Origin of the sequence: Acuticoccus sp. I52.16.1 (assembly GCF_022865125.1) — a bacterium.
In the GTDB taxonomy this organism is placed as follows: domain Bacteria; phylum Pseudomonadota; class Alphaproteobacteria; order Rhizobiales; family Amorphaceae; genus Acuticoccus.
In genome coordinates this window covers 4,361,902-4,381,018 of the sequence record NZ_CP094828.1, presented here as the reverse complement: position 1 = coordinate 4,381,018, position 19,117 = coordinate 4,361,902, and the positions used below count along the sequence as shown (strand labels likewise).

Below are 19,117 nucleotides of genomic sequence, written 5' to 3'. Positions count from 1 at the left end.
ATGCTCGGTCCGGCGCGTGCGGCCCGTGGCACTCATCATGTACGAACGGATTTGCGAGGAGGCCCTGAACTCCCTTCACGCTTGCTTGACAAGGCCGTGAACGCCCGTCCGTCAGGGCCGCGGAACCGGCGGCGTCGCGTCGTTGCGGGCAAAGGTCGGCGTGGGGTGCGCGCCGGGGCTCAGTCGGGGTCGTTGAGGATGCGCCGCGCGGCGCCCTCCATGTCCGAATACTGGTCCGAGCGGACCGACCAGATGAAGGCGGCGAGGCCGAGGCCGCCCAGGACGAGCGCCGCGGGGATCAGCAGAACCAGGATCGACATTCAGCCCCTCTCTTCGCCGGTGCCGCGCAGCAGGCGCAGCGCATTGAGTGTCACGACGATGGACGACGACGACATCGCGATCGCCGCGACCAGCGGCGAGGCATGGCCCAGCACCGCCACCGGCACCGCGATGCAGTTGTAGACCACCGCGACGCCGAGGTTCTGCGCCACGATCCGGTGCGCCCCGCGCGCGGTGGCGAGCGCGGTCCACACCCCCGTCAGCGACGACCCCGTCATGACGAGGTCGGCCGCCGTCCGCGACAGGTCCGAGGCCCCTGCCGGTGCAATGGACGCGGTCGCGGCGGCGAGGGCCGGGCCGTCGTTGAGGCCGTCGCCGGCCATCAGCGGGTTCGCCCCGGCGCGCTGGCGCGCGGCGAGATGGGCCACCTTGTCGGACGGAGAGAGCCCGGCGCGCCATTCGGTCACGCCCAGTTCGGCGGCGACGCGGGCGACCGCCTCGGCCCGGTCACCGGACAGGATCGTCACCGGGAGGCCGCCCGCGCCGAGCCGGGCGACGAGCGCGGCGGCGCCGGGGCGAAGCTGCTCGGCGATGGCGATCGGCTGCGGCGCCGCTCCCTCGCGCACGAAGCACAGCCCCTCCCCGCCGACGACCCCGGCGGCGGACGCCTGGCCCAGGAAGACACGCACCCCGTCGACCACGCCTTCCATGCCGCGGCCACGCCGCTCGACGACGCCGGTGGCGACCACGCGCGGCAACCCGCGCGCCTGCGCCGCCTCGACGATGGCGCGCGAGACGGGGTGCGTGGAATGACGTGCGAGCGCGGCGGCGGCGGCGAGGTCCGCCGGGGCGAGCGTTGCAGGCTCGGCGAGCGAGGGAACGGTGAGCGTCCCGGTCTTGTCGAACACCACCTCGTCGATCCGCTCCAGCCGCTCCAACGCCGCGCCGTCCTTGATGGCCAGGCCCTGGCGGAACAGCCGCTCGCACGCGGCGACGTGAACCGCCGGCACCGCCAGCCCCAGCGCGCAGGGGCACGTGATGACGAGGACGGCGATGGCCGTGGTCAGCGCCGCGCCCGCCCCCGCCCCCGCGGCGAGCCATCCGACAAAGGTCGCGAGAGCCAGGAGGTGCACGATCGGCGCATAGAAGGCGGCCGCCCGGTCGGCGATGCGGGCGTGGCGCGAGCGGACGCTCTCGGCCGCGGCCTGCAACGCGGCGAGCCGTGCGACATAGGAATCGGCCGAGGGTCGCAGCACGGCGAGGCGGTGCGGCCCCGAGACGGCGAGCGCGCCGGCCATGATCTCGCCGCCCGCCGCCACCGCCTCGGGCCGCGACTCGCCGGTGGCGAGCGAGGTGTCGAAGGCCGCCTCCCCGCCGATCAGGCGCGCGTCGAGCGGCACGCGCTCTCCGGCCGCGACCTCGATCACCGCGCCGGGGGCGATCTCCTCCACCGCCACAGGCGCGATGCCGGCCGCACTCACCACATGGGCGTACGGCGGGCGCATGGCGGCGAGGCGGCCGACCGACTGGCGCGCCCGCTCACGGGTCCAATGGTCGAGCAGGCGGCCGATCAGGAGGAAGAAGGTGAGCGTGATCGCCGCGTCGAAGTACGTCTCGCCGCCGCCGGCGATGGTCGTCGCCAGCGAATGCGCGGCGGCGAGCGTGATCGCCAGCGTGATCGGCACGTCCATGTTGAGCCGGCCGTGGCGCAGCGCGCCGATCGCCGAGCGGACGAAGGGCCGCGCCGCATAGGCGAGTGCCGGCAGCGCGATCAGCGCCGAGAACCAGTGGAAGAGGTCGCGTGTCGTCCCGTCCGCGCCCGACCAGACGGAGACCGACAGGAGCATCACGTTCATCGCCGCGAAGCCGGAGACCGCGACCGCGCGCATCAGCTCCGCGCCACGGCGATCCTCGACCTCGGTGGCGGTGGCGAGCGGCTGCGGCGTATAGCCGAGGTCGCGCAGGACGGCGACCGGGACCGCCGGGTCGAAGGTCGGCGCGTCCCATCCCAGCGTCACGGTGCGACGGGTCAGGTTGACGCGCGCCTGGCCGCCGCACGGGGCGAGCGCGCCTTCGATATTGGCGATGCAGGCCGCGCAGTGGATGTCCGGCACATGGAGGACGAGGCGCCCTCCGGTGCCCTCCGGGGTGATCGCGGCGCGGATCGCGTCGGGCAGCGTGCCCCACTGGCCCGAGAAGCCGGCGCGCGGATCCGCGCAGCAGCTCACGGCGTCACCGTCTCCACCGGGGCATGCCAGGCCAACCGCTCGCCGCCGTGCTCGATGCCGACGCGCACCACCCACTCGCCCGGCGGCACCGGAGAGACGGCGCGGTAGCGGCCCGCCGAAACCGCGGCGAACTCCAGCGGCAGCGGCGGGTCGTGCTTCACCAGCGGCTCGATCGTACCGCTGACGACGGCGACCAGCGGCGCGCCGGCCGCGTCCGTCAGGTCGACGCCGATCCGGTGGCGGTCGGCCACGACGGCGACCGTCCAGCCCAGCTCGGCGGCCCGGGCGCGGTTCTCGATGTCCTTCTTGTAGTCGATCGAGGCGACGTAGCCGTTGCGCGCGGTCAGCCCCGTGAACGTGGTGTTGGCCAGCACCGCCATCACCACGTTGACCGCGATCACGACGCCGAAGAAGGCCACCATGATCAAGAGCATGTGCAGCCCGGTGAATTCTCGCTCCCGCTTGACGATGGCCATCTAGTCGCGCTCCGGCGTGTCGAACACGGTCTCGGTCGCGGTCTTCTCGCGGCCGCCGATGTCGAAGGTGCGGAAGGTGAAGGGGACCGTGTCGCCCGCCAGGTCCATGGGGTCGGCCTTCACGAAGACGCGGAACTCGCGCACCTGATCGGGACCGACGGGGACGGCGAAGCGCCGCGCCGGTTCCTCGACGATATTGGGGCTCCACATCAGCCCGCCCGGCAGGCCCTCGAGGCCGAAGTCGAACTCCCGCGGTTCGGGCTCCATGTTCATGATCTTCACCGTGTAGCCGTTGCGGACCGACCCGTCCGAAAGCTGGACGAAGCGTGGGTTGCGGTCGTGCGCAACCGAAAGATCCAGCCGGTCGCGGGCGAGGACGGCGATCACCATGGCGATGCCGATGGCGCTCCACAACACGAAGTAGACGAAGACGCGCGGGCGCATCACCTCGCGCCAGCCGGGGAGCACCTGGCTGGCCTTGGCCGCCTCCATGCCCTCCGCCGCGGCACGGGCGGTGTTGGCGGCGAAATCCTGCAGCGTGGTGTAGGAAATCAGGCCGCGCGGCTTGCCGATCTTCGTCATCACGTCGTCGCAGGCGTCGATGCACAGCGCGCAGGTGATGCAGGGGAGCTGCTGGCCGTCGCGGATGTCGATCCCGGTCGGGCACACCGCCACGCAGGCGTTGCAGTCGATACAGTCGCCGACGGCCTTGCCCTCGCGCTCCATGCGCTTGGCGTGCCGCGAGCGGGGCTCGCCGCGCCAGTCGTTGTAGGTCACGGTGAGGGACTTCTCGTCCATCATCGCCGCCTGGATGCGCGGCCAGGGGCACATGTAGGTGCACACCTGCTCACGCATCAGGCCGCCGAGGGTATAGGTGGTGAACGTCAGCACCGCCACCGTGACGTAGGCGGTTGCCGGGGCCTGACCGCGCACGAACTGGCCCAGCAAGGTCGGCGCGTCGGCGAAGTAGAAGATCCACGCGCCGCCGGTCGCCACCGCGATCACGAGCCAGATGGCGTGCACGGTGATCTTCAGCCGCGCCTTGCGGGCCGAGAACGGCGACTGGTCGAGCTTGATGCGGGCGTTGCGGTCGCCGATCACCAGCCGCTCGATCCAGATGAAGAGGTCGGTCCAGACCGTCTGCGGGCAGGCGTAGCCGCACCACGCCCGGCCAACGGCGGACGTCACCAGGAAGAGACCGATGCCGGCCATGATCAGCAGACCCGCGACGTAGAAGAATTCCTGCGGCCAGATCTCGATCCAGAGGAAGTAGAAGCGGCGGTTGGCGAGGTCGACCAGCACTGCCTGGTCCGGGGCGTAGGGGCCGCGGTCGAACCGGATCCAGGGGGTGGCGTAATAGATGGTGAGAGAGAGGGCCATGATGACCCATTTCAAGGTGCGGAACCGGCCGTGGACGCGGCGCGGGTAGATCGGCTCGCGACCCTTGTAGAGCTTGGGCTTCTTGCCCTTGTTGACGGCCTGATCCGGATATTGCCGCACGCCGGACGGGTGAGTGGCGTCGCCGGGAACGGGGTCGGCGACGGAGGCGGTGACGGCCGACGCGGCGCCGCAGAGGCCGCGTTCGGTGCTCCGCGGGCCGGCCGCGCCCGCCGCACCGGCGACCTGCGTCCGGACGTTGGAGGCGATGCGGGATCCGATCAGAGCGACAGACATTTCAGAAATTCCTGAAAACTCACGAGATCGACGCCGTACGCCCGCAGCGTGCCGCGAGCGTTGATTTGGATCAATTCTACGCCGGACCGACCGGCGGCCCGGCGGCGCGGGAGGAACCCGTGCCGGGTCGTGCGGACGGTCGAGGGCGGGGCGGATCACCGCATGCCCCGCCCCGCCGCGGCGCTACTGGCCGCCGCCGAGGTTGTGGACGTAGATCGCCAGCTTCTTGCGGTCCGCCTCGCTGAAGAACTGGCCCCACGGCGGCATCACGCCCATGCGCGGGTTCGAGATCTGCGCAATGATCTGCTCGAGGTCGGAGCCGTAGAGCCAGATCGCGTCGTCGAGCGCCGGAGCACCGAGGTCCTGGCTCCCCTCGCCCTCCATCCCGTGGCAGGCGGCGCACTGGATCTCGAAGGTCTCGCGTCCGCGCTCGGCCGCCGCCTCGTCGTGCTCCAGGCCGGACAGCGAGCGGACCGTGTTGGCGACGTCGCGGATCTCGGCGCGGGTCAGCATCTCCAGCGCCCCGTAGGCCGGCATCTCGGAGAAGCGGGCGTCGGGGTCCTGCTCGTTGCGGATGCCGTGGGTGATGGTGAAGTAGATGTCGTCCAGCGTGCCGCCCCACAGCCAGTCGTCGTCCGACAGGTTGGCGTAGCCGAACTTTTGGCTGCCCTGCGCGTCCGAGCCGTGACACTGCACGCAGGCGATCTTGAACGCCGAGGCGCCGGAGCGCTGCGCGTAGTCGGCCAGCGCCGGGTCGGCGTTGATCTCCTCGAACGACAGGCCGGCGAGCCGATCGTCCAGCTCGGCGCGGGTGGCGGAGACGCGGGTGATCTCGGCCTCGACGTCGGCCCGGCTCGACCAGCCGAGGAGGCCGGCGGTCCCTCGCGTGAGCAGCGGCCAGGACGGGTACAGCACCCAGTAGACCAGCGCCCAGACGATCGTCGCGTAGAAGAGGTAGAGCCACCAGCGCGGCAGCGGGTTGTTCAGCTCTTCGATGCCGTCCCAGCTGTGGCCGGTGGTCTCCGTGCCGGTCACCTCGTCGACCGGATTGCCGTTCGGCTTCATGGTCTGTCCTCGCGCTCGGGCGGAGCGTCCACCCCGGTCGCCTTGATGGTATTGATCTTCTGGTCGCTCTCGGCCGGGCTCTCCGGCGCCTCCATCGGGATCCGCGCGGCGCGGCGGTACTGCTCGCTGGAGCCGCGGCGGAAGATGAAGACGAGCATCATCGCGAAGACGATGACGAGGAGCGCCAGTCCCCAGGTGTCCGCGAAATGACGGAAGGCGTCGTAGGTCATCGCCCTTCCCGCACCGGCTCGAACGTCGACAGGTCGACCATCGTGCCCAGCACCTGCAGGTAGGCGACGACGGCGTCCATCTCGCTGAGATGACGCGGGTCACCGTCGAAGTCGCGCACGTTGACGGCGTCGCCGTAGCGCTCCAGCAGCCCGTCGGTGTCGTCCGACATGCCGGCCTGGGCCATCATGTCGGCGCCGGCGCTCTCGATCATCTCGTCCGAGTAGGGCACGCCGACGGCGCGGTTAGCGACGAGATCATCGCCGATCAGGCGCGGGTCGAGCCGGGCGTTCGCCAGGAACGAGTAGCTCGGCATGATCGATTCGGGCACCACCGAGCGCGGCTCGACGAGGTGCTGCACGTGCCATGCGTCCGAATAGCGTCCGCCGACGCGGGCAAGGTCCGGCCCGGTCCGCTTCGAGCCCCACTGGAACGGGTGGTCGTACATCGACTCGGCGGCGAGGCTGTAGTGGCCGTAGCGCTCCACCTCGTCGCGGAAGGGGCGGATCATCTGGCTGTGGCAGACGTAGCAGCCCTCGCGGATGTAGACGTTGCGGCCCGCCAGCTCCAGCGGAGTGTAGGGGCGCACCCCGTCCACCTCCTCGATCGTGTTGTCGACGTAGAAGAGCGGCGCGATCTCGACGATGCCGCCGATCGCGACGACGATGAACGACAGCACCAGGAGCAGCGTGACGTTACGCTCGATCCGGCCGTGGTCCCAGACCGGGGCCTTGTCGCTCTCGTGCGGATCCTGCGACGGCGGGGGCGTGGTGTTGGTGTCGGAAGCGGACACTGGCTTACTCCGCGGGCGCGAGGCGACGGCCCGCGGCGGCCGGCTCGCCGGCCACCTTCCCGCGGATCGTCTGGGTGATGTTGATGACGAAGAGGATGCCGCCGACGAGGTAGAAGATGCCGCCGACCGCGCGGATGACGTAGTACGGATGCAGCGCCGCCACCGTCTCCACGAAGGAGTACACGAGGTATCCTTCCTGGTTGTACTCGCGCCACATCAGCCCCTGCGTGATGCCCGACACCCACATCGACGCCGCGTAGAGCACGATGCCGATCGTCGCGAGCCAGAAGTGCCAGTTCACGAGGCGCATCGAATAGAGCTGCGTCCGCTTCCACAGCACCGGCGCCAGGTAGTAGACGACGCCGAAGGTGATGAGGCCGTTCCAGCCGAGCGCGCCGGAGTGCACGTGGCCGATGGTCCAGTCGGTATAATGCGACAACGAGTTGACCGACTTGATCGAGAGCATCGGCCCCTCGAACGTGGACATGCCGTAGAAGGCGACGGCCATCACCATCATGCGCAGCACCGGGTCGGTGCGGAGCTTGTCCCAGGCGCCCGACAGCGTCATCACGCCGTTGATCATGCCGCCCCAGGACGGCATCCACAGCATGATCGAAAAGGTCATGCCCAGCGTCTGCGCCCAGTCGGGCAGCGCGGTGTAATGCAGGTGGTGCGGGCCGGCCCAGATGTAGAGGAAGATCAACGACCAGAAGTGCACGATCGACAGGCGGTAGGAGTAGACCGGCCGGTCGGCGCGCTTGGGGATGTAGTAGTACATCATGGCGAGGAAGCCGGCTGTCAGGAAGAAGCCGACCGCGTTGTGCCCGTACCACCACTGTGTCAGCGCATCCTGCACGCCCGAAAACAGCGAGTAGGACTTCGACCCCAGCAGCGAGACCGGCACCGCCAGGTTGTTCACCACGTGCAGCATCGCGATCGTCACGATGAAGGCGAGGTAGAACCAGTTGGCGACGTAGATGTGCGGCTCTTTGCGCTTGATGAGCGTGCCGACGAACATCACTAGGAAGGCGACCCACACGATGGTCAGCCACAGGTCGACGTACCATTCCGGCTCGGCGTACTCCTTCGACTGGGTGACGCCCATCAGGTAGCCGGTCGCCGCCAGGACGATGAACACCTGGTAGCCCCAGAAGATGAACCAGCCGAGCGCCTCGCCGCCGAACATACGCGCGTGGGTGGTGCGCTGGACGACGTGCATCGCGGTCAGGATCAGCACCGAGCCGCCGAACGCGAAGATCACCGCCGAGGTGTGCAGCGGGCGCATCCGCCCGAAGTTGAACCACGGCTCGAGGTTGAGGTCCGGAAAGGCGAGTTGCAACGCGATGTAGACGCCGACGAGGAAGCCGGCCGTCCCCCACACCATCACCGCGACGACGCCGGCCTTGATCGGCCCGTCGACATAGCCCGTCGTGTCGGACGACCCGAGGATCAGCCGGCCGTCGGCCTCCCAATCGACCCGTTTGGCGTTGTAGATGGCGACGATGGCCGAAATGGCCGCCAGTACCCACATGTGGGTGGCGAACTGCTGGTCACGCGCCAGGGCCGCGAAGACCACGGCCAGCAGTGAGATGATACCGAAGATCGGTATGAGGGCGACGTTTCCCATGGGCTCCTCGGCGGTACGCGAATGCGTGCCACGCTAGGAGCGACGGGAGGTCGGGGCTTTGACCTTGATCAAGTTCCGGTGACGTGGCGCGGACCGTCCCCTCGTGCGGTCCCGGCGCGTCAGTTCGCGACGGAGCGCAGCCGCGCGACGTTCTTCAGCTTCACCGTTCGTGTGCCGACCAGATCGATCGCCGCCTGATCGCACAGCCCCCGCAGCTTGCGGCTCACCGTCTCGATCGTCAGACCGATGTGGGCGGCGATCTGCGCACGGGTGATCGGGATGTCGAACACCATGCCGTCGCGCGCCTCCTGGATGGGATAATGCCGGCAGCCCGCCTCGGTGTAGCGCGTGGCGAGACGCAGCAGGAAGGTCGCGACGCGCTCCTCGGCGGTCTTCTGGCCCAGCAGCAGCATCCACTCGCGCGCGTTGCTGAGTTCCTGCCGCGCGTGGCCGAGATAGGCCATCTGGAGGCCCTGATGCTCCTCCAGCAGCTTCTGGAAATTGGCTCGATCGTGCATGCACAGCCGCACGTCGCTCACCGCCTGCACGGTGGTGTCGGACACCCCGTCGAGGTCGCCGCTCACGAAGTCGGCCGGGAACAGGATCGAGACGATCTGCTCGCGCCCGTCCGGCAGCGACTTCTTCTCGATGCATACGCCCGACAGGATATTGCCGACGATCGCCGGCTCCCCCTCGATGACAATCGTCTGCCCCTCGAAGAATTGGCGGTGACGGGAGGATGCGTTCAGCGCCCCCAGCTCGTCCGGTGTGAGGACGCCGCACAAGGCTCCGTTGCGCACCCCACACTGACGGCACTGGGGAGGCAGACCGGTGATGTCCAGGCTCATGGCGCACTCCGACCGGCGCAGCGCCGATCCACGTTCGGGTCCTCACGCCTGTGTTATAAGATCGCGACGAACACCACAAACGATTGCACAATCCTGCGCCATCCGGCGTCCTGCCGCGATAATCCGCCGTCGGCCCGACAGCATCGTCGCGCCCATCGCCGGCAGATCCCGCGGCTCCTGGGTTGCAAGCCCAACATGCGCCGCTATTGTTGCGGAAGAGATCTACAATTCATTCGAAAACGAGCCGCTGCGATGGCGAAAATTAGGCGATTGTTCGATCGGAATCGGCTCTGGTCCGAACGGATTAAAGAAATCAATCCGCGATATTTCGAGGATCTTTCCAAACAGCAGGCGCCCGAATTCTTGTGGATCGGCTGTGCCGACAGCCGCGTCCCCGCCAACCAGATCATCGACCTGCCGCCCGGCGAGGTCTTCGTCCATCGCAACATCGCCAACGTCGTCTCGCCGTCGGACCTCAACTGCCTGTCGGTGCTGCAATATGCGGTCGAGGTGCTGAAGGTCCGCCACATCCTGCTGTGCGGGCACTACGGCTGCGGCGGCATCCGCGCCGCGCTGGAGGACGAGGACCACGGCCTGATCGACAACTGGCTCAACCACATTCGCTTCATCCGCCGCCTCTACCAGGAGGAGATCGACGCGCTGGAGGGCGAGGCGCAGGTGGACCGCATGTGCGAGCTGAACGTCATCGAGCAGGTCCGCAACGTCACCAACACGACCATCGTGCGGGACGCCCTCGCCCGCGGGCAGGACCTCAGCATCCACGGCGTCGTCTACAGTCTGAAGGACGGGATCCTGCGCGAGCTGACCACCAGCGGCGAGATCCTGCGCGACGCCGAAGACGCCCCCTGATGTACGTCCGCCACGGCATCGATTTCCGGCACATCCTGCGCGACTCGTGGAAGCTCATGCTCCTGTCGTTCGTCTGGTCGACGCTCGTGGTGGGCATCTACTCGATCCTGGGGTGGCGCTGGATCGAGATCCCCATCGAGCCGGTGACGACCATCGGCATCGTCGTCTCGCTCTACCTCGGCTTCAAGTCGAGTTCGGCCTATGACCGCTGGTGGGAGGCGCGCAAGATCTGGGGCGCCATCGTCAATGACAGCCGCATCTGGGCCAACCACGTCCTGACCTTCGTCACCGACGCCAGCCCCGAGGAATCGCGCGCCCTGATCTACCGGCACCTCGCATGGGTGAACGCCCTCTCCTACCAGCTGCGCAAGAACACGCGCCTGCGCCCCGCCCCCAAGCAGCACATCTTCGACCGCCGCCTGGAGGACATCAGCCAGTTCTCGGTCGCCGACAAGGACTGCTACCGCGCCTACCTGTCCGCCGACGAGGTCGAGGGCGTCGCCAAGTACGCCAACCCGGCCGTGCACATCGTGCGCAAGCAAGGCAGGCAGCTGCAGGCCCTGCTGGCCTCCGGCAAACTCGACGACAACCGCCTGGTGGAGATGGCCGAGGTGCTGGGCCGCTTCTATGCCAGCCAGGGCCAGTGCGAGCGGATCAAGAACGCGCCCTTCCCGCGCCAGATCACCCACTTCGGCCGCATCTTCACCTACATCTTCATCGTCCTGATGCCGCTCGCGCTGCTGGAGGCGTTCGCCAGCGAGGCGCGGCAGATCAGCGGCAGCAGCATGCTCACGGTCGAGTACCTCTTCACCCTGGTGCCGTTCACCGTGCTGATCTCCTGGCTCTTCTACATTCTGGAAAAGATCTCCGAGAGCTGCGAGGATCCGTTCGAGTGGGGCACGACCGACGTCCCCATCGCCGCCCTCACCCGCACCATCGAAATCGACCTCCTGCAGATGCTGGGCGAGGCCGATACCCCGCCCCCGCTGCAACCGGTGAACGGCGTCCTCTACTGAGCCGGCCGCCCCGCCGAGCGCACCCGCGAGATCCGATGAGCGACACCCCCGACGCCCCCCTCGACGCCCGCTTACGCACCGTCGCCACCGCGCGTCACCGCACCGCCTTCCTCGAGGCGGGGCCGCCCGGCGGGCCGCTGATGATCCTGATGCACGGCTGGCCGGAACTCGGCCTGCTGTGGCGCCACCAGCTCGCCCACTTCGCGGCGTCCGGCTGGCATGTCGTCGCGCCCGACATGCGGGGCTACGGCGGCTCGGGCGTGCCGGACCGGATCGACGCCTACGCCGTCCCCGAGATCGTCGCCGACATGGTCGAGCTGCACGACGCGCTGGGCGGCGCCCCGGCGATCTGGGTCGGACGGGACTGGGGAAGCCCGGTGCTGTGGGGCATCGCCAGCCATCATCGCGCGCGTTGCCGCGGCGTCGTCTCCATGTGCGTGCCCTACCTCGCCCGCGGCTTCACGCTGGCGACGCTGGTCCCGCTGGTCGACCGCGCGATCTACCCGGCGGACGCCTTCCCCGTCGGCCAATGGGACTATTGGCTGCACTACCGCGAGGATTTCGCCGCCGCCGCCCGCTGCTTCGAGGCGGACATCGCCGCCACCATGGCCGCCCTCTTCCGCTCCGGCTCGCGCCGCGCGCAAGGCAAGCCCACCATCACCGCCGACGTGCGCGCCCGCGGCGGCTGGTTTGACGGCGCCGGGCGTGCCCCCGACGCCCCGCGCCACGCCCACCTGATGCCCGACGCCGACTTCGCCGTCCTCGTCGCCGCCTTCGCGGCGACCGGCTTGCGCGGCGCGAACGCCTGGTACTGCAACGACGTGCCGAACGCCGCCTACGCCGCCGCCGCGCCCGACTTCGGCCGCCTGACGCTGCCGGTGCTCTTCCTGCACGCCGCGCTCGACACCGTGTGCCAGACCGTTACCGGCCGCCTCGCCGAGCCGATGCGCGCCGACTGCACCGACCTCACCGAAGCGACCATCGAGGCCGGCCACCACCTGATGCTGGAGAAACCGGCCGAGGTGAACGCCGCGATCGACGGATGGCTCGCGGCGAAATCGCTCGCCTGAGCCTACCCCGTCCCGATCCGCACGACGCCCGCCGCGTCGACATGCACCGGCACCGGGTCGAGCGAGCAGCCGAGCCCCGGCCCGGCGACGCCCTCGCCCGTTGCCGCATCGAACGCCGCGCCGTGCGAGGTGCACATCAGCCGCGCCCCGTCCGCCGACAGGATCTGCGGCCCGCGATAGTCGAGCGGCAGATACTGGTGCGGGCAGGCGTTGACGTAGGCGCGCAGGTCCGCTGCGACCCGCACCACGAGGAGCGGAAAGTCGCCCTTGGCGGAGCGCACCGTGAGGCCGTGCGCGCCGGTGATCCGGGCGGCGGGAGCGACCGGCGTGCCCTCCGGCGGCGCGGTGGAGAGCTGCCGCCACGCCTCGCTCACGGCCGCGCCGGCAGGACCGTGCCGCCGACCGCGCCGAAGCCGATGCGCACCGCCCCCTCCCGCTCGCACCAGCCTCGGAGCGTCAGCGTGTCGCCGTCTTCCAGGAAGGCGCGGGTCGTGCCATCGGCGAGCGGCACCGGCGTCGTGCCGTTCCAGCCCAGCTCCAGGAGCGAACCCCAGCTCCCCGCCTCCGGCCCCGAGACGGTGCCCGAGCCCAGGAGGTCGCCCACCCGCATCGCGCAGCCGCAGGCGCTGTGGTGCGCCAGCTGCTGTGCCGCGGAGAAGTAGAGCCCGCGCGCGTTGGTGCGCGAGACCGTGCGCGCCGCGCCGCCCGCCGGCGCCAGGTCGACCGTGAGCGACAGGTCGAGATTGTTGGGCGTCTCTTCGACGAGGTAGCCCAGCAGCGGCACCGCCCGCTCCGGCGGCGCGACGCGAAACGGCTCGAGCGCCGCCGCCGTCACCACCCACGGCGAGATCGACGTCGCGAACGCCTTCGCCTGGAACGGGCCCAGCGGCACGTACTCCCAGACCTGGATATCGCGCGCGGACCAGTCGTTCAGCAGCACGTAGCCGAAGATCGCCGCGTCCGCCTCGGCGGTCGTCAGGCGGGTCCCCATCGCCGAGGGCACGCCGACCACGGCGCCCACTTCCAGCTCGAAGTCGAGCCGCTCGCAGGGGGCGAACCGCGGCGCCCGGTCGCGCGCGCCCTTCAGCTGTCCCATCGGGCGGACGATGTCGGTGCCGGAGACGACCACCGTGGACGCGCGCCCGTTGTAGCCGATCGGAATGTGCAGCCAGTTGGCCGGCAGCGCATGGTCGGCGCCGCGGAACATGGTGCCGACGTTGGTGGCGTGCTCGCGCGAGGCGTAGAAGTCCGTGTATTCGGCGACCGCGAACGGCATGTGGAGCCTGGCGCGCGCGGCCGGCACCAGCGCGCGGGCGGCGAGCGCCGGGTCGTCCTTCAGCCGTCCGTCCTCCCCGCCCAGGAGCCGAGACAGGGCCCGGCGCGTCGCCAGCCAGGCGGGCGGGCCGAGCGCCATGAACGGGTTGAGCGCGGCGGCGTCGAACACGGTGCGATCCGGGTCCGGACGCACCAGCCCGGCCGCTTCGAGCGTGGCGAGGTCGGCGATGTGGTCGCCGATCGCGACGCCCACCCGCGGCGCGTCGCCGGCGGAGAAGACGCCGTAGGGCAGGTTCTGCAGCGCGAAGTCCGGGTGCCCCGCGGCCCCCTCGACCCAGCTGGCGCGTGCCGGATCGTGCGTCTCGTCGCGCATCCCTACCCGTTCCACTCCGGCCGGGCCGGATCGAAGTTCTTCGCCAGTCCCGCCCAGCAGTCGCGATAGCCCGTCTGCAGGCTCGGCAGTTCGGCGGCATAGCGGGTGAGGTGCTGTGGCAGCAGCGTCTCGAACATGAAGGCGATCGTGTTGTCGAGCTTGGCCGGCTGCATCGGCGCGAACGAGCCTTTCATGAAGGCTTCCGTGTCGGGCCCGTGGGGGAGCATGCAGTTGTGCAGGCTCATCCCGCCCGGCACGAACCCCTCGGGCTTGGCGTCGTACACCCCCTCGATCAGGCCCATGAACTCGCTCATGATGTTCATGTGATACCAGGGCGGGCGGAAGGTGTTCTCCGCCACCAGCCAGCGCGGCGGGAAGATCACGAAGTCGACGTTCGCCGTCCCCGCCGCACCCGAGGGCGAGGTCAGCACGGTGAAGATCGACGGGTCGGCATGATCGAACAGGATCGGCCCGACCGGCGAGAAGTTGCGCAGATTGTATTTGTACGGCGCGTAATTGCCGTGCCAGGCGACGACGTCGAGCGGCGAATGGTCGATCTCGCCGGCGTGGAAGTCGCCGCCCCATTTCACCGTCAGCGTGCAGCGCGTGCCGTCCTTCTCCTCGTAGGCGGCGACGGGGGTGAGGAAATCGCGCGGATTGGCGAGGCAGTTGGCGCCGATCGGCCCGCGGTCCGGGCACGTGAACTTGGCGCCGTAGTTCTCCAGCACGTAGCCGCGCGCCGGCTCGTCACCCAGGAGGACCTTGAACTTGCAGCCGCGCGGCAGGATCGCGATCTCGCCGGGCGCGACGTCGATGATGCCCATCTCGGTGAAGAAGGTCAGCGCGCCGACCTGCGGCACCACCAGCATCTCGCCGTCCGCGTTGTAGAAGTAGGCGTCCTCCATCGAGCGGGTGACGTGGTAGACGTGCGTCGCCGTGCCCTGGTGGCCGGAGGCGTCGCCCGCCGCGCACACCGTGCGCATGCCGGTGAGGAAGGTCAGCGGTACGTCGGGGATCGGCGCCGCCCCCCAGCGTAGCGGGATCGGCGGGGTCTTGGCCTCGCCGCGTACCGGGGCGGAGCGCCACAGCGGCAATTCCACCGGCACCATGGCGCCGAAGTGGCGCACCGTCGGGCGCATCCGGTAGAGCCACGAGCGCTCGTTGGCGACGCGTGGCGCGGTGAACGGCGAGCCGGAGAGCTGCTCGGCGTAGAGGCCGTAGGGGCAGCGCTGCGGCGAATTGCGGCCGACCGGGAGCGCGCCGTAGAGCGCCTCGGTCTCGAAATCGTTGCCGAAACCGGGCATGTAGCCCTCGTGCGTGGTGACGCGCGGGCGGGTGGCCGGGTCGGTCGCGATACGCTCCATCTTGTTCACGGGTCGTCCCTCTCTCAGGCGCTATTTCGCCGGCTCGGGCGCCAGCACGCCGCGGCGGATCTGGTCTTCCTCGATGGACTCGAAGAGCGCCTTGAAGTTGCCCTCGCCGAACCCGTCGTCCCCCTTGCGCTGGATGAACTCGAAGAAGATCGGCCCGATGACGGTCTTGGAGAAGATCTGCAGCAGGATCTTGGTCCGCCCGCCGCCGACGACCCCCTCCCCGTCGATCAGGATGCCGTTGCGCTTCATCCGGTCGATCGGCTCGTCGTGCCCCTCCACGCGGCGGTGGGACATCTCGTAGTAGGTGTCCGGCGGGCCGGGCATGAATTCCAGGCCGCGGGCGGCGAGCTGGTCGGTCGCGTCGTAGATCCACTCGGTCGCGACGGCGATGTGCTGGATCCCCTCGCCTTTATATTCCCTGAGATATTCCTCGATCTGCGAGTTCTCGTCGGTCGACTCGTTGATCGGGATGCGGATCTTGCCGCAAGGCGACGTCAGCGCCCGGCTGGTGAGGCCGGTCATCTTGCCCTTGATGTCGAAGAAGCGGATTTCGCGGAAGTTGAACGTCTCGTGGTAGAACTTATACCAAGTGTCCATATTGCCGCGGACCACGTTGTGGGTCAGGTGGTCGAGGTAGTAGAAGCCGACGCCTTGGGGCTGCGGATCGGCCTCGCCCAGCCAGTCGAACTCGGCCGTGTAGCAGGACCCGTCCTCGCCGTAGGTGTCGACGAAATAGAGCAGCGAGCCGCCGATGCCGACGACCGCCGGGACGTCGAGCGTCTTGCCCGGCCCGGTATATTCGGTGGCGCCGAGGGCGACGGCGCGCTTCAGCGCGTGCTGCGCGTCGACCACGCGCCAGGCCATCGCCGGGGCGCAGGGGCCGTGCTCGGCGACGAAATCGGCCGCGTGGCTGCCGGGTTCGGCGTTGAGGATGTAGTTGATGCGGCCCTGGCGGTAGAGGGTGATCGCCTTGGTCTTGTGGGTGGCGACCGGCTCGTAGCCCATTTTGCGAAAGAGCGTGTCCAGCACCGCCGGGTCCGGGTGGGCGAACTCCACGAACTCGAACCCGTCGGTGCCGGCGGGGTTGGTGTCGGTAATCGTCGACTTGGGCGCGTCGTGCGGGAACGGTCCCATCGCACTCTCCTGTCGTTCGGCTCGATAAGACAGGATTATAGCGCACGGCGCCGGCCTCAACGAGCGCGGCCGCACGCCGCGCCGCCTAAAGCCCCAGCGCGCGCGGCAGCGCGGTGGCGAGGGCCGGGACGCCCAGCACCACCGCTAGCGCGAAGAGGATGAGGAGCACATACGCCCACGCCCCGCGCGCCACCTCGCTCTGCGGCATGTTGGCGATGTTGCGCACCACGTAGAGCGTCAGGCCGAGCGGCGGCGTGATCGCGGCGAGGCCGAGGGTCAGCGCGATGGCGACGCCCGTGGTGAGGAGGTCGACGCCCTCGACGGAGAGCGCCGGCAGCGCCAGCGGCGTCGCCACCAGGATGACGACCGCCCCGTCGAGCGCCAGCGCCGCGAAGAACACGAACGCCAGGAAGAGCAGCACGAAGACGGGCACGGTGAAGCCCGCGCCGGCGACCCAGTCGGCCACCATCGCCGGCACGCCGACCACCGTCGCCGCCGCCACGAAGATCGCGGCGCCCACCAGCAGCGCGGCCAGCGGCACCACCGCCCGCAGCGCCTCGACGGTCGCCTCGCCGATCGCCGCCAGCCCGAGCCGCCGCGGCGGCAGCAGCGCCACGGCGAGCGCGTAGGCGGCACCGATGCCGGCCGCCTGCGTGACGGTCACCAGGTGGAGGGCGATCGCGCCCAGGATGAGCGGTGGCGCCAGCAGCACCGCGAACGCCCGCGCGAACACCGCGCCGACATGGCCCCAGCCGGCGAACGCGGTGCGATCCTGACCGTGGCCGCCGATCTCCAGCGCCGCGCCGACGGCGAAGAGCAGCCCCAGGAAGAGCCCCGGCAGCAACGCCGCCAGGAACAACGCCCCCATCGACACTTTCGCGGCGAGCGCGAACAGCATCAACGGAACGGCCGGCGGCGTCAGCAGCGCCAGCGCCCCTCCGGCGGCGACGAGCCCGGCCGCCCGGTGCCGCGGCGCGCCCGCCCGCTGCATCGCCGGCAAGGCCCGCGCGCCGATGGCGATCGCCGTCGCCACCGGCGAGACCGAGACCGCCGCCAGCCACACCGAGGCCAGCACCGTCGCGACGCCGAGACCGCCCCGCAGCGGCGCGACCAGCGTCCGCGCGACCTCGAACAGGTCGTCGACGATGCCGACCCGCGTCATCACCTTGCCCATGAAGAGGAAGAGCGGGATCGCGCCGATCTGCGGCTGGGTCAAAGTCGCGCCGACGGTGTTCACCAGCAGATCGACGCTGCCGCCGTAGGCGATGAGGATGGCGCCCCCCGTCACCGCCAGCGCGGCAGAGACGGGCACCCCCGCCATGCGCGTCGCGGCCAGCAGCGCCACGACGACGGGCCCGGTCAGCGCCACGGCGCGGCCCCGGCGGTGAACGCAGGCAGCGCGCGGTGGGCGGAGGCGATCGCCGAGCGGCTCGGGCTCGCTCCCGGCAGAGCGCGCACGGCGGCGCGGCCCGTCGAGGGCGGGTCGTGCGGCATGAGCGTCTCTCTCCCCGGCGGTGCCTCGTGGGCCGCCGCCTGTCCGTTTCGTCCGACTGGCTTAGCCAATTGTGCAATCAGATGCACCACACCTCGCGCGGGAAAGCATGTCGCACGGGCGATCGCCCGCGCCCGCCGGTGGGGCGCGGCCTAGCGCTCCGCGGTCTGCGCCAGGGCGCCGAGGATCTCCTCGTTGTGCTCGCCGATCGCCGGAAGGTCCATCGTATCGGCGACCGGCGGCACCCCGTCGACCTCGAACGGCAGTGTCGGCGCGCGGAAGCTCTTGCCGCCGGTCTCGTTGGAGACGAAGAGCCCGCCGGGTCGGTTGACGTGCGGGTCGTCGTACATCTCCGCGGGGCGCAGGATCGGCGAATAAGGGAGCCCCGCCGCCTCCAGCGCCGCCTCCAGCGGGTCGCTGCGCTGCCGGGCGATCGCCTCGGCGATCACCGGGATGGTGCGGTGACGCTGGGCGATCTGCTGCGGCCGCGTCTTCAGCTCCGGATCCGTGAGATAGTCGCTCAGGCCAAGGATGGTGCACAGCTTGGCCCACTGCCCTTCCGTCACCGATCCGACGAAGATCTGGCGGTCGTCCGCGGTGGTGAAGATGTCGTACACCGGCCAGGAGAAGTGCCGTTCGGGCATCGGCGGCGCCTCGACGCCTTCGAGGTCGAACTGCACCATGTGCTGGCAGACCATCAGGAGGCTGGTCTCGAACAGGCCGGTGCGAATGTCGGCCCCCTTGCCCGTGCGCTCGCGCTGCATCAGCTCGCCCATCACCGCGTAGGCGCTGGCAAGGCCCGCCATCAGGTCCGTCGCCGAGGAGCCGATGCGCAGCGGGCGCCCGGTGGGGCCGGTCATATAGGCCATGCCGGTCATCATCTGCACCACCTCGTCGAGTGCGGTGCGGGTCTTGTACGGCCCCTCCAGGAAGCCCTTGCAGGACGCGGTGACGAGGCGCGGATAGAGCGCGTGCAACTCGTCCGGCGTCAGCCCCATCGACTCGATCGTCTCGTCGCGGAAGTTCTCGACGAAGACGTCCGCGGTGGCGAGGAGGTCGTGCAGCCGCTTCAGCCCGTCCTCGGACTTCAGGTCGAGCGTGACGGACTTCTTGCCGCGGTTGAATGTCGGGAAGAAGCCGGCGCCCATGCCGGTCAGATCGCGCGTCTTGTCGCCCTGGGGCGGCTCGATCTTGATGACCTCCGCCCCCATGAGCGCCAGGTACATGCCGCAGGACGGCCCCATGATCATGTGGCTGATCTCGACCACCCGGATGCCGTGTAGCGGCTTCATGCCC

The 19,117-nt window shown here is 69.8% G+C and carries 18 protein-coding genes; 3 read left to right on the top strand and 15 right to left on the bottom strand.

Going from position 1 to position 19,117, the window contains the following annotated elements:
- Positions 1-179: 179 nt before the first annotated feature.
- From ccoS to MRB58_RS19725, 9 genes are all read right to left on the bottom strand, one after another.
- Positions 180-320, bottom strand: coding sequence for a cbb3-type cytochrome oxidase assembly protein CcoS (gene ccoS / locus MRB58_RS19765; protein WP_244778802.1), 141 nt, complete (start codon positions 318-320; stop codon positions 180-182).
- On the bottom strand, positions 321-2,507 hold the full coding sequence (locus tag MRB58_RS19760) for a heavy metal translocating P-type ATPase (protein WP_244778801.1): 2,187 nt from the start codon (positions 2,505-2,507) through the stop codon (positions 321-323). It lies immediately after the preceding gene.
- A complete protein-coding gene (locus tag MRB58_RS19755) occupies positions 2,504-2,983 on the bottom strand; it encodes a FixH family protein (RefSeq protein WP_244778800.1) in 480 nt (159 codons plus the stop codon). The genes MRB58_RS19760 and MRB58_RS19755 overlap by 4 nt, the downstream gene beginning before the upstream one ends.
- A complete protein-coding gene (gene ccoG, locus MRB58_RS19750) occupies positions 2,984-4,657 on the bottom strand; it encodes a cytochrome c oxidase accessory protein CcoG (RefSeq protein ID WP_244778799.1) in 1,674 nt (557 codons plus the stop codon).
- 183 nt (positions 4,658-4,840) lie between these two features.
- On the bottom strand, positions 4,841-5,722 hold the full coding sequence (gene ccoP / locus MRB58_RS19745) for a cytochrome-c oxidase, cbb3-type subunit III (protein WP_244778798.1): 882 nt from the start codon (positions 5,720-5,722) through the stop codon (positions 4,841-4,843).
- On the bottom strand, positions 5,719-5,952 hold the full coding sequence (locus tag MRB58_RS19740; protein ID WP_244778797.1) for a cbb3-type cytochrome c oxidase subunit 3: 234 nt from the start codon (positions 5,950-5,952) through the stop codon (positions 5,719-5,721). Before MRB58_RS19740 ends, ccoP begins: the two co-directional genes overlap by 4 nt.
- Positions 5,949-6,656, bottom strand: coding sequence for a cytochrome-c oxidase, cbb3-type subunit II (ccoO, locus tag MRB58_RS19735; RefSeq protein WP_244782057.1), 708 nt, complete (start codon positions 6,654-6,656; stop codon positions 5,949-5,951). Before ccoO ends, MRB58_RS19740 begins: the two co-directional genes overlap by 4 nt.
- A 91-nt stretch (positions 6,657-6,747) precedes the next feature.
- Positions 6,748-8,370 carry a cytochrome-c oxidase, cbb3-type subunit I gene (gene ccoN, locus MRB58_RS19730; RefSeq protein WP_244778796.1) on the bottom strand — a complete coding sequence of 541 codons (1,623 nt, stop codon included), beginning with the start codon at positions 8,368-8,370 and terminating at the stop codon, positions 6,748-6,750.
- A gap of 119 nt (positions 8,371-8,489) precedes the next feature.
- Complete coding sequence (locus MRB58_RS19725) at positions 8,490-9,218, bottom strand: Crp/Fnr family transcriptional regulator (protein WP_244778795.1); 729 nt, start codon at positions 9,216-9,218, stop codon at positions 8,490-8,492.
- Positions 9,219-9,470: 252 nt separating this feature from the next.
- On the opposite strand from MRB58_RS19725, the gene can reads away from it, so the two are divergent.
- The 3 genes from can to MRB58_RS19710 are packed head-to-tail and all read left to right on the top strand — an operon-like array spanning position 9,471 to position 12,174.
- Entirely contained in the window at positions 9,471-10,088 is a 618-nt protein-coding gene (gene can, locus MRB58_RS19720) for a carbonate dehydratase (RefSeq protein ID WP_244778794.1), read from the top strand.
- Entirely contained in the window at positions 10,088-11,104 is a 1,017-nt protein-coding gene (locus MRB58_RS19715; RefSeq protein ID WP_244778793.1) for a bestrophin family protein, read from the top strand. The genes can and MRB58_RS19715 overlap by 1 nt, the downstream gene beginning before the upstream one ends.
- 35 nt (positions 11,105-11,139) lie before the next feature.
- Positions 11,140-12,174, top strand: coding sequence for an alpha/beta fold hydrolase (locus tag MRB58_RS19710; RefSeq protein WP_244778792.1), 1,035 nt, complete (start codon positions 11,140-11,142; stop codon positions 12,172-12,174).
- A 2-nt stretch (positions 12,175-12,176) separates the two neighbouring features.
- Here the strand turns inward: MRB58_RS19710 and MRB58_RS19705 are convergent, their stop codons facing one another.
- From MRB58_RS19705 to MRB58_RS19680, 6 genes are all read right to left on the bottom strand, one after another.
- Positions 12,177-12,548 carry a Rieske 2Fe-2S domain-containing protein gene (locus tag MRB58_RS19705; RefSeq protein WP_244778791.1) on the bottom strand — a complete coding sequence of 124 codons (372 nt, stop codon included), beginning with the start codon at positions 12,546-12,548 and terminating at the stop codon, positions 12,177-12,179.
- Entirely contained in the window at positions 12,545-13,822 is a 1,278-nt protein-coding gene (gene fahA, locus MRB58_RS19700; RefSeq protein WP_244778790.1) for a fumarylacetoacetase, read from the bottom strand. Before fahA ends, MRB58_RS19705 begins: the two co-directional genes overlap by 4 nt.
- 2 nt (positions 13,823-13,824) lie before the next feature.
- A complete protein-coding gene (hmgA, locus tag MRB58_RS19695) occupies positions 13,825-15,186 on the bottom strand; it encodes a homogentisate 1,2-dioxygenase (protein WP_244782056.1) in 1,362 nt (453 codons plus the stop codon).
- Between the two features lie 30 nt (positions 15,187-15,216).
- Positions 15,217-16,329 (bottom strand): 4-hydroxyphenylpyruvate dioxygenase, encoded by a 1,113-nt coding sequence (hppD, locus tag MRB58_RS19690; protein WP_244778789.1) that lies wholly within the window; start codon positions 16,327-16,329, stop codon positions 15,217-15,219.
- An 85-nt stretch (positions 16,330-16,414) separates the two neighbouring features.
- Positions 16,415-17,698: a TRAP transporter large permease subunit gene (locus tag MRB58_RS19685; RefSeq protein ID WP_244778788.1), complete on the bottom strand. Its 1,284-nt coding sequence runs from the start codon at positions 17,696-17,698 to the stop codon at positions 16,415-16,417.
- A 275-nt stretch (positions 17,699-17,973) separates the two neighbouring features.
- Positions 17,974-19,113, bottom strand: coding sequence for a CaiB/BaiF CoA-transferase family protein (locus tag MRB58_RS19680; RefSeq protein ID WP_244778787.1), 1,140 nt, complete (start codon positions 19,111-19,113; stop codon positions 17,974-17,976).
- Positions 19,114-19,117: the final 4 nt, after the last annotated feature.

Excerpts from the sequence above, each read along its gene's own strand:
- ccoS (WP_244778802.1), bottom strand. The coding sequence starts at position 320 with ATGTCGATCCTGGTTCTGCTGATCCCCGCGGCGCTCGTCCTGGGCGGC.
- MRB58_RS19755 (WP_244778800.1), bottom strand. The coding sequence starts at position 2,983 with ATGGCCATCGTCAAGCGGGAGCGAGAATTCACCGGGCTGCACATGCTC.
- ccoG (WP_244778799.1), bottom strand. The coding sequence starts at position 4,657 with ATGTCTGTCGCTCTGATCGGATCCCGCATCGCCTCCAACGTCCGGACG.
- ccoP (WP_244778798.1), bottom strand. The coding sequence starts at position 5,722 with ATGAAGCCGAACGGCAATCCGGTCGACGAGGTGACCGGCACGGAGACC.
- MRB58_RS19740 (WP_244778797.1), bottom strand. The coding sequence starts at position 5,952 with ATGACCTACGACGCCTTCCGTCATTTCGCGGACACCTGGGGACTGGCG.
- ccoN (WP_244778796.1), bottom strand. The coding sequence starts at position 8,370 with ATGGGAAACGTCGCCCTCATACCGATCTTCGGTATCATCTCACTGCTG.
- MRB58_RS19725 (WP_244778795.1), bottom strand. The coding sequence starts at position 9,218 with ATGAGCCTGGACATCACCGGTCTGCCTCCCCAGTGCCGTCAGTGTGGG.
- can (WP_244778794.1), top strand. The coding sequence starts at position 9,471 with ATGGCGAAAATTAGGCGATTGTTCGATCGGAATCGGCTCTGGTCCGAA.
- MRB58_RS19715 (WP_244778793.1), top strand. The coding sequence starts at position 10,088 with ATGTACGTCCGCCACGGCATCGATTTCCGGCACATCCTGCGCGACTCG.
- MRB58_RS19710 (WP_244778792.1), top strand. The coding sequence starts at position 11,140 with ATGAGCGACACCCCCGACGCCCCCCTCGACGCCCGCTTACGCACCGTC.
- fahA (WP_244778790.1), bottom strand. The coding sequence starts at position 13,822 with ATGCGCGACGAGACGCACGATCCGGCACGCGCCAGCTGGGTCGAGGGG.
- hmgA (WP_244782056.1), bottom strand. The coding sequence starts at position 15,186 with ATGGAGCGTATCGCGACCGACCCGGCCACCCGCCCGCGCGTCACCACG.
- hppD (WP_244778789.1), bottom strand. The coding sequence starts at position 16,329 with ATGGGACCGTTCCCGCACGACGCGCCCAAGTCGACGATTACCGACACC.
- MRB58_RS19680 (WP_244778787.1), bottom strand. The coding sequence starts at position 19,113 with ATGAAGCCGCTACACGGCATCCGGGTGGTCGAGATCAGCCACATGATC.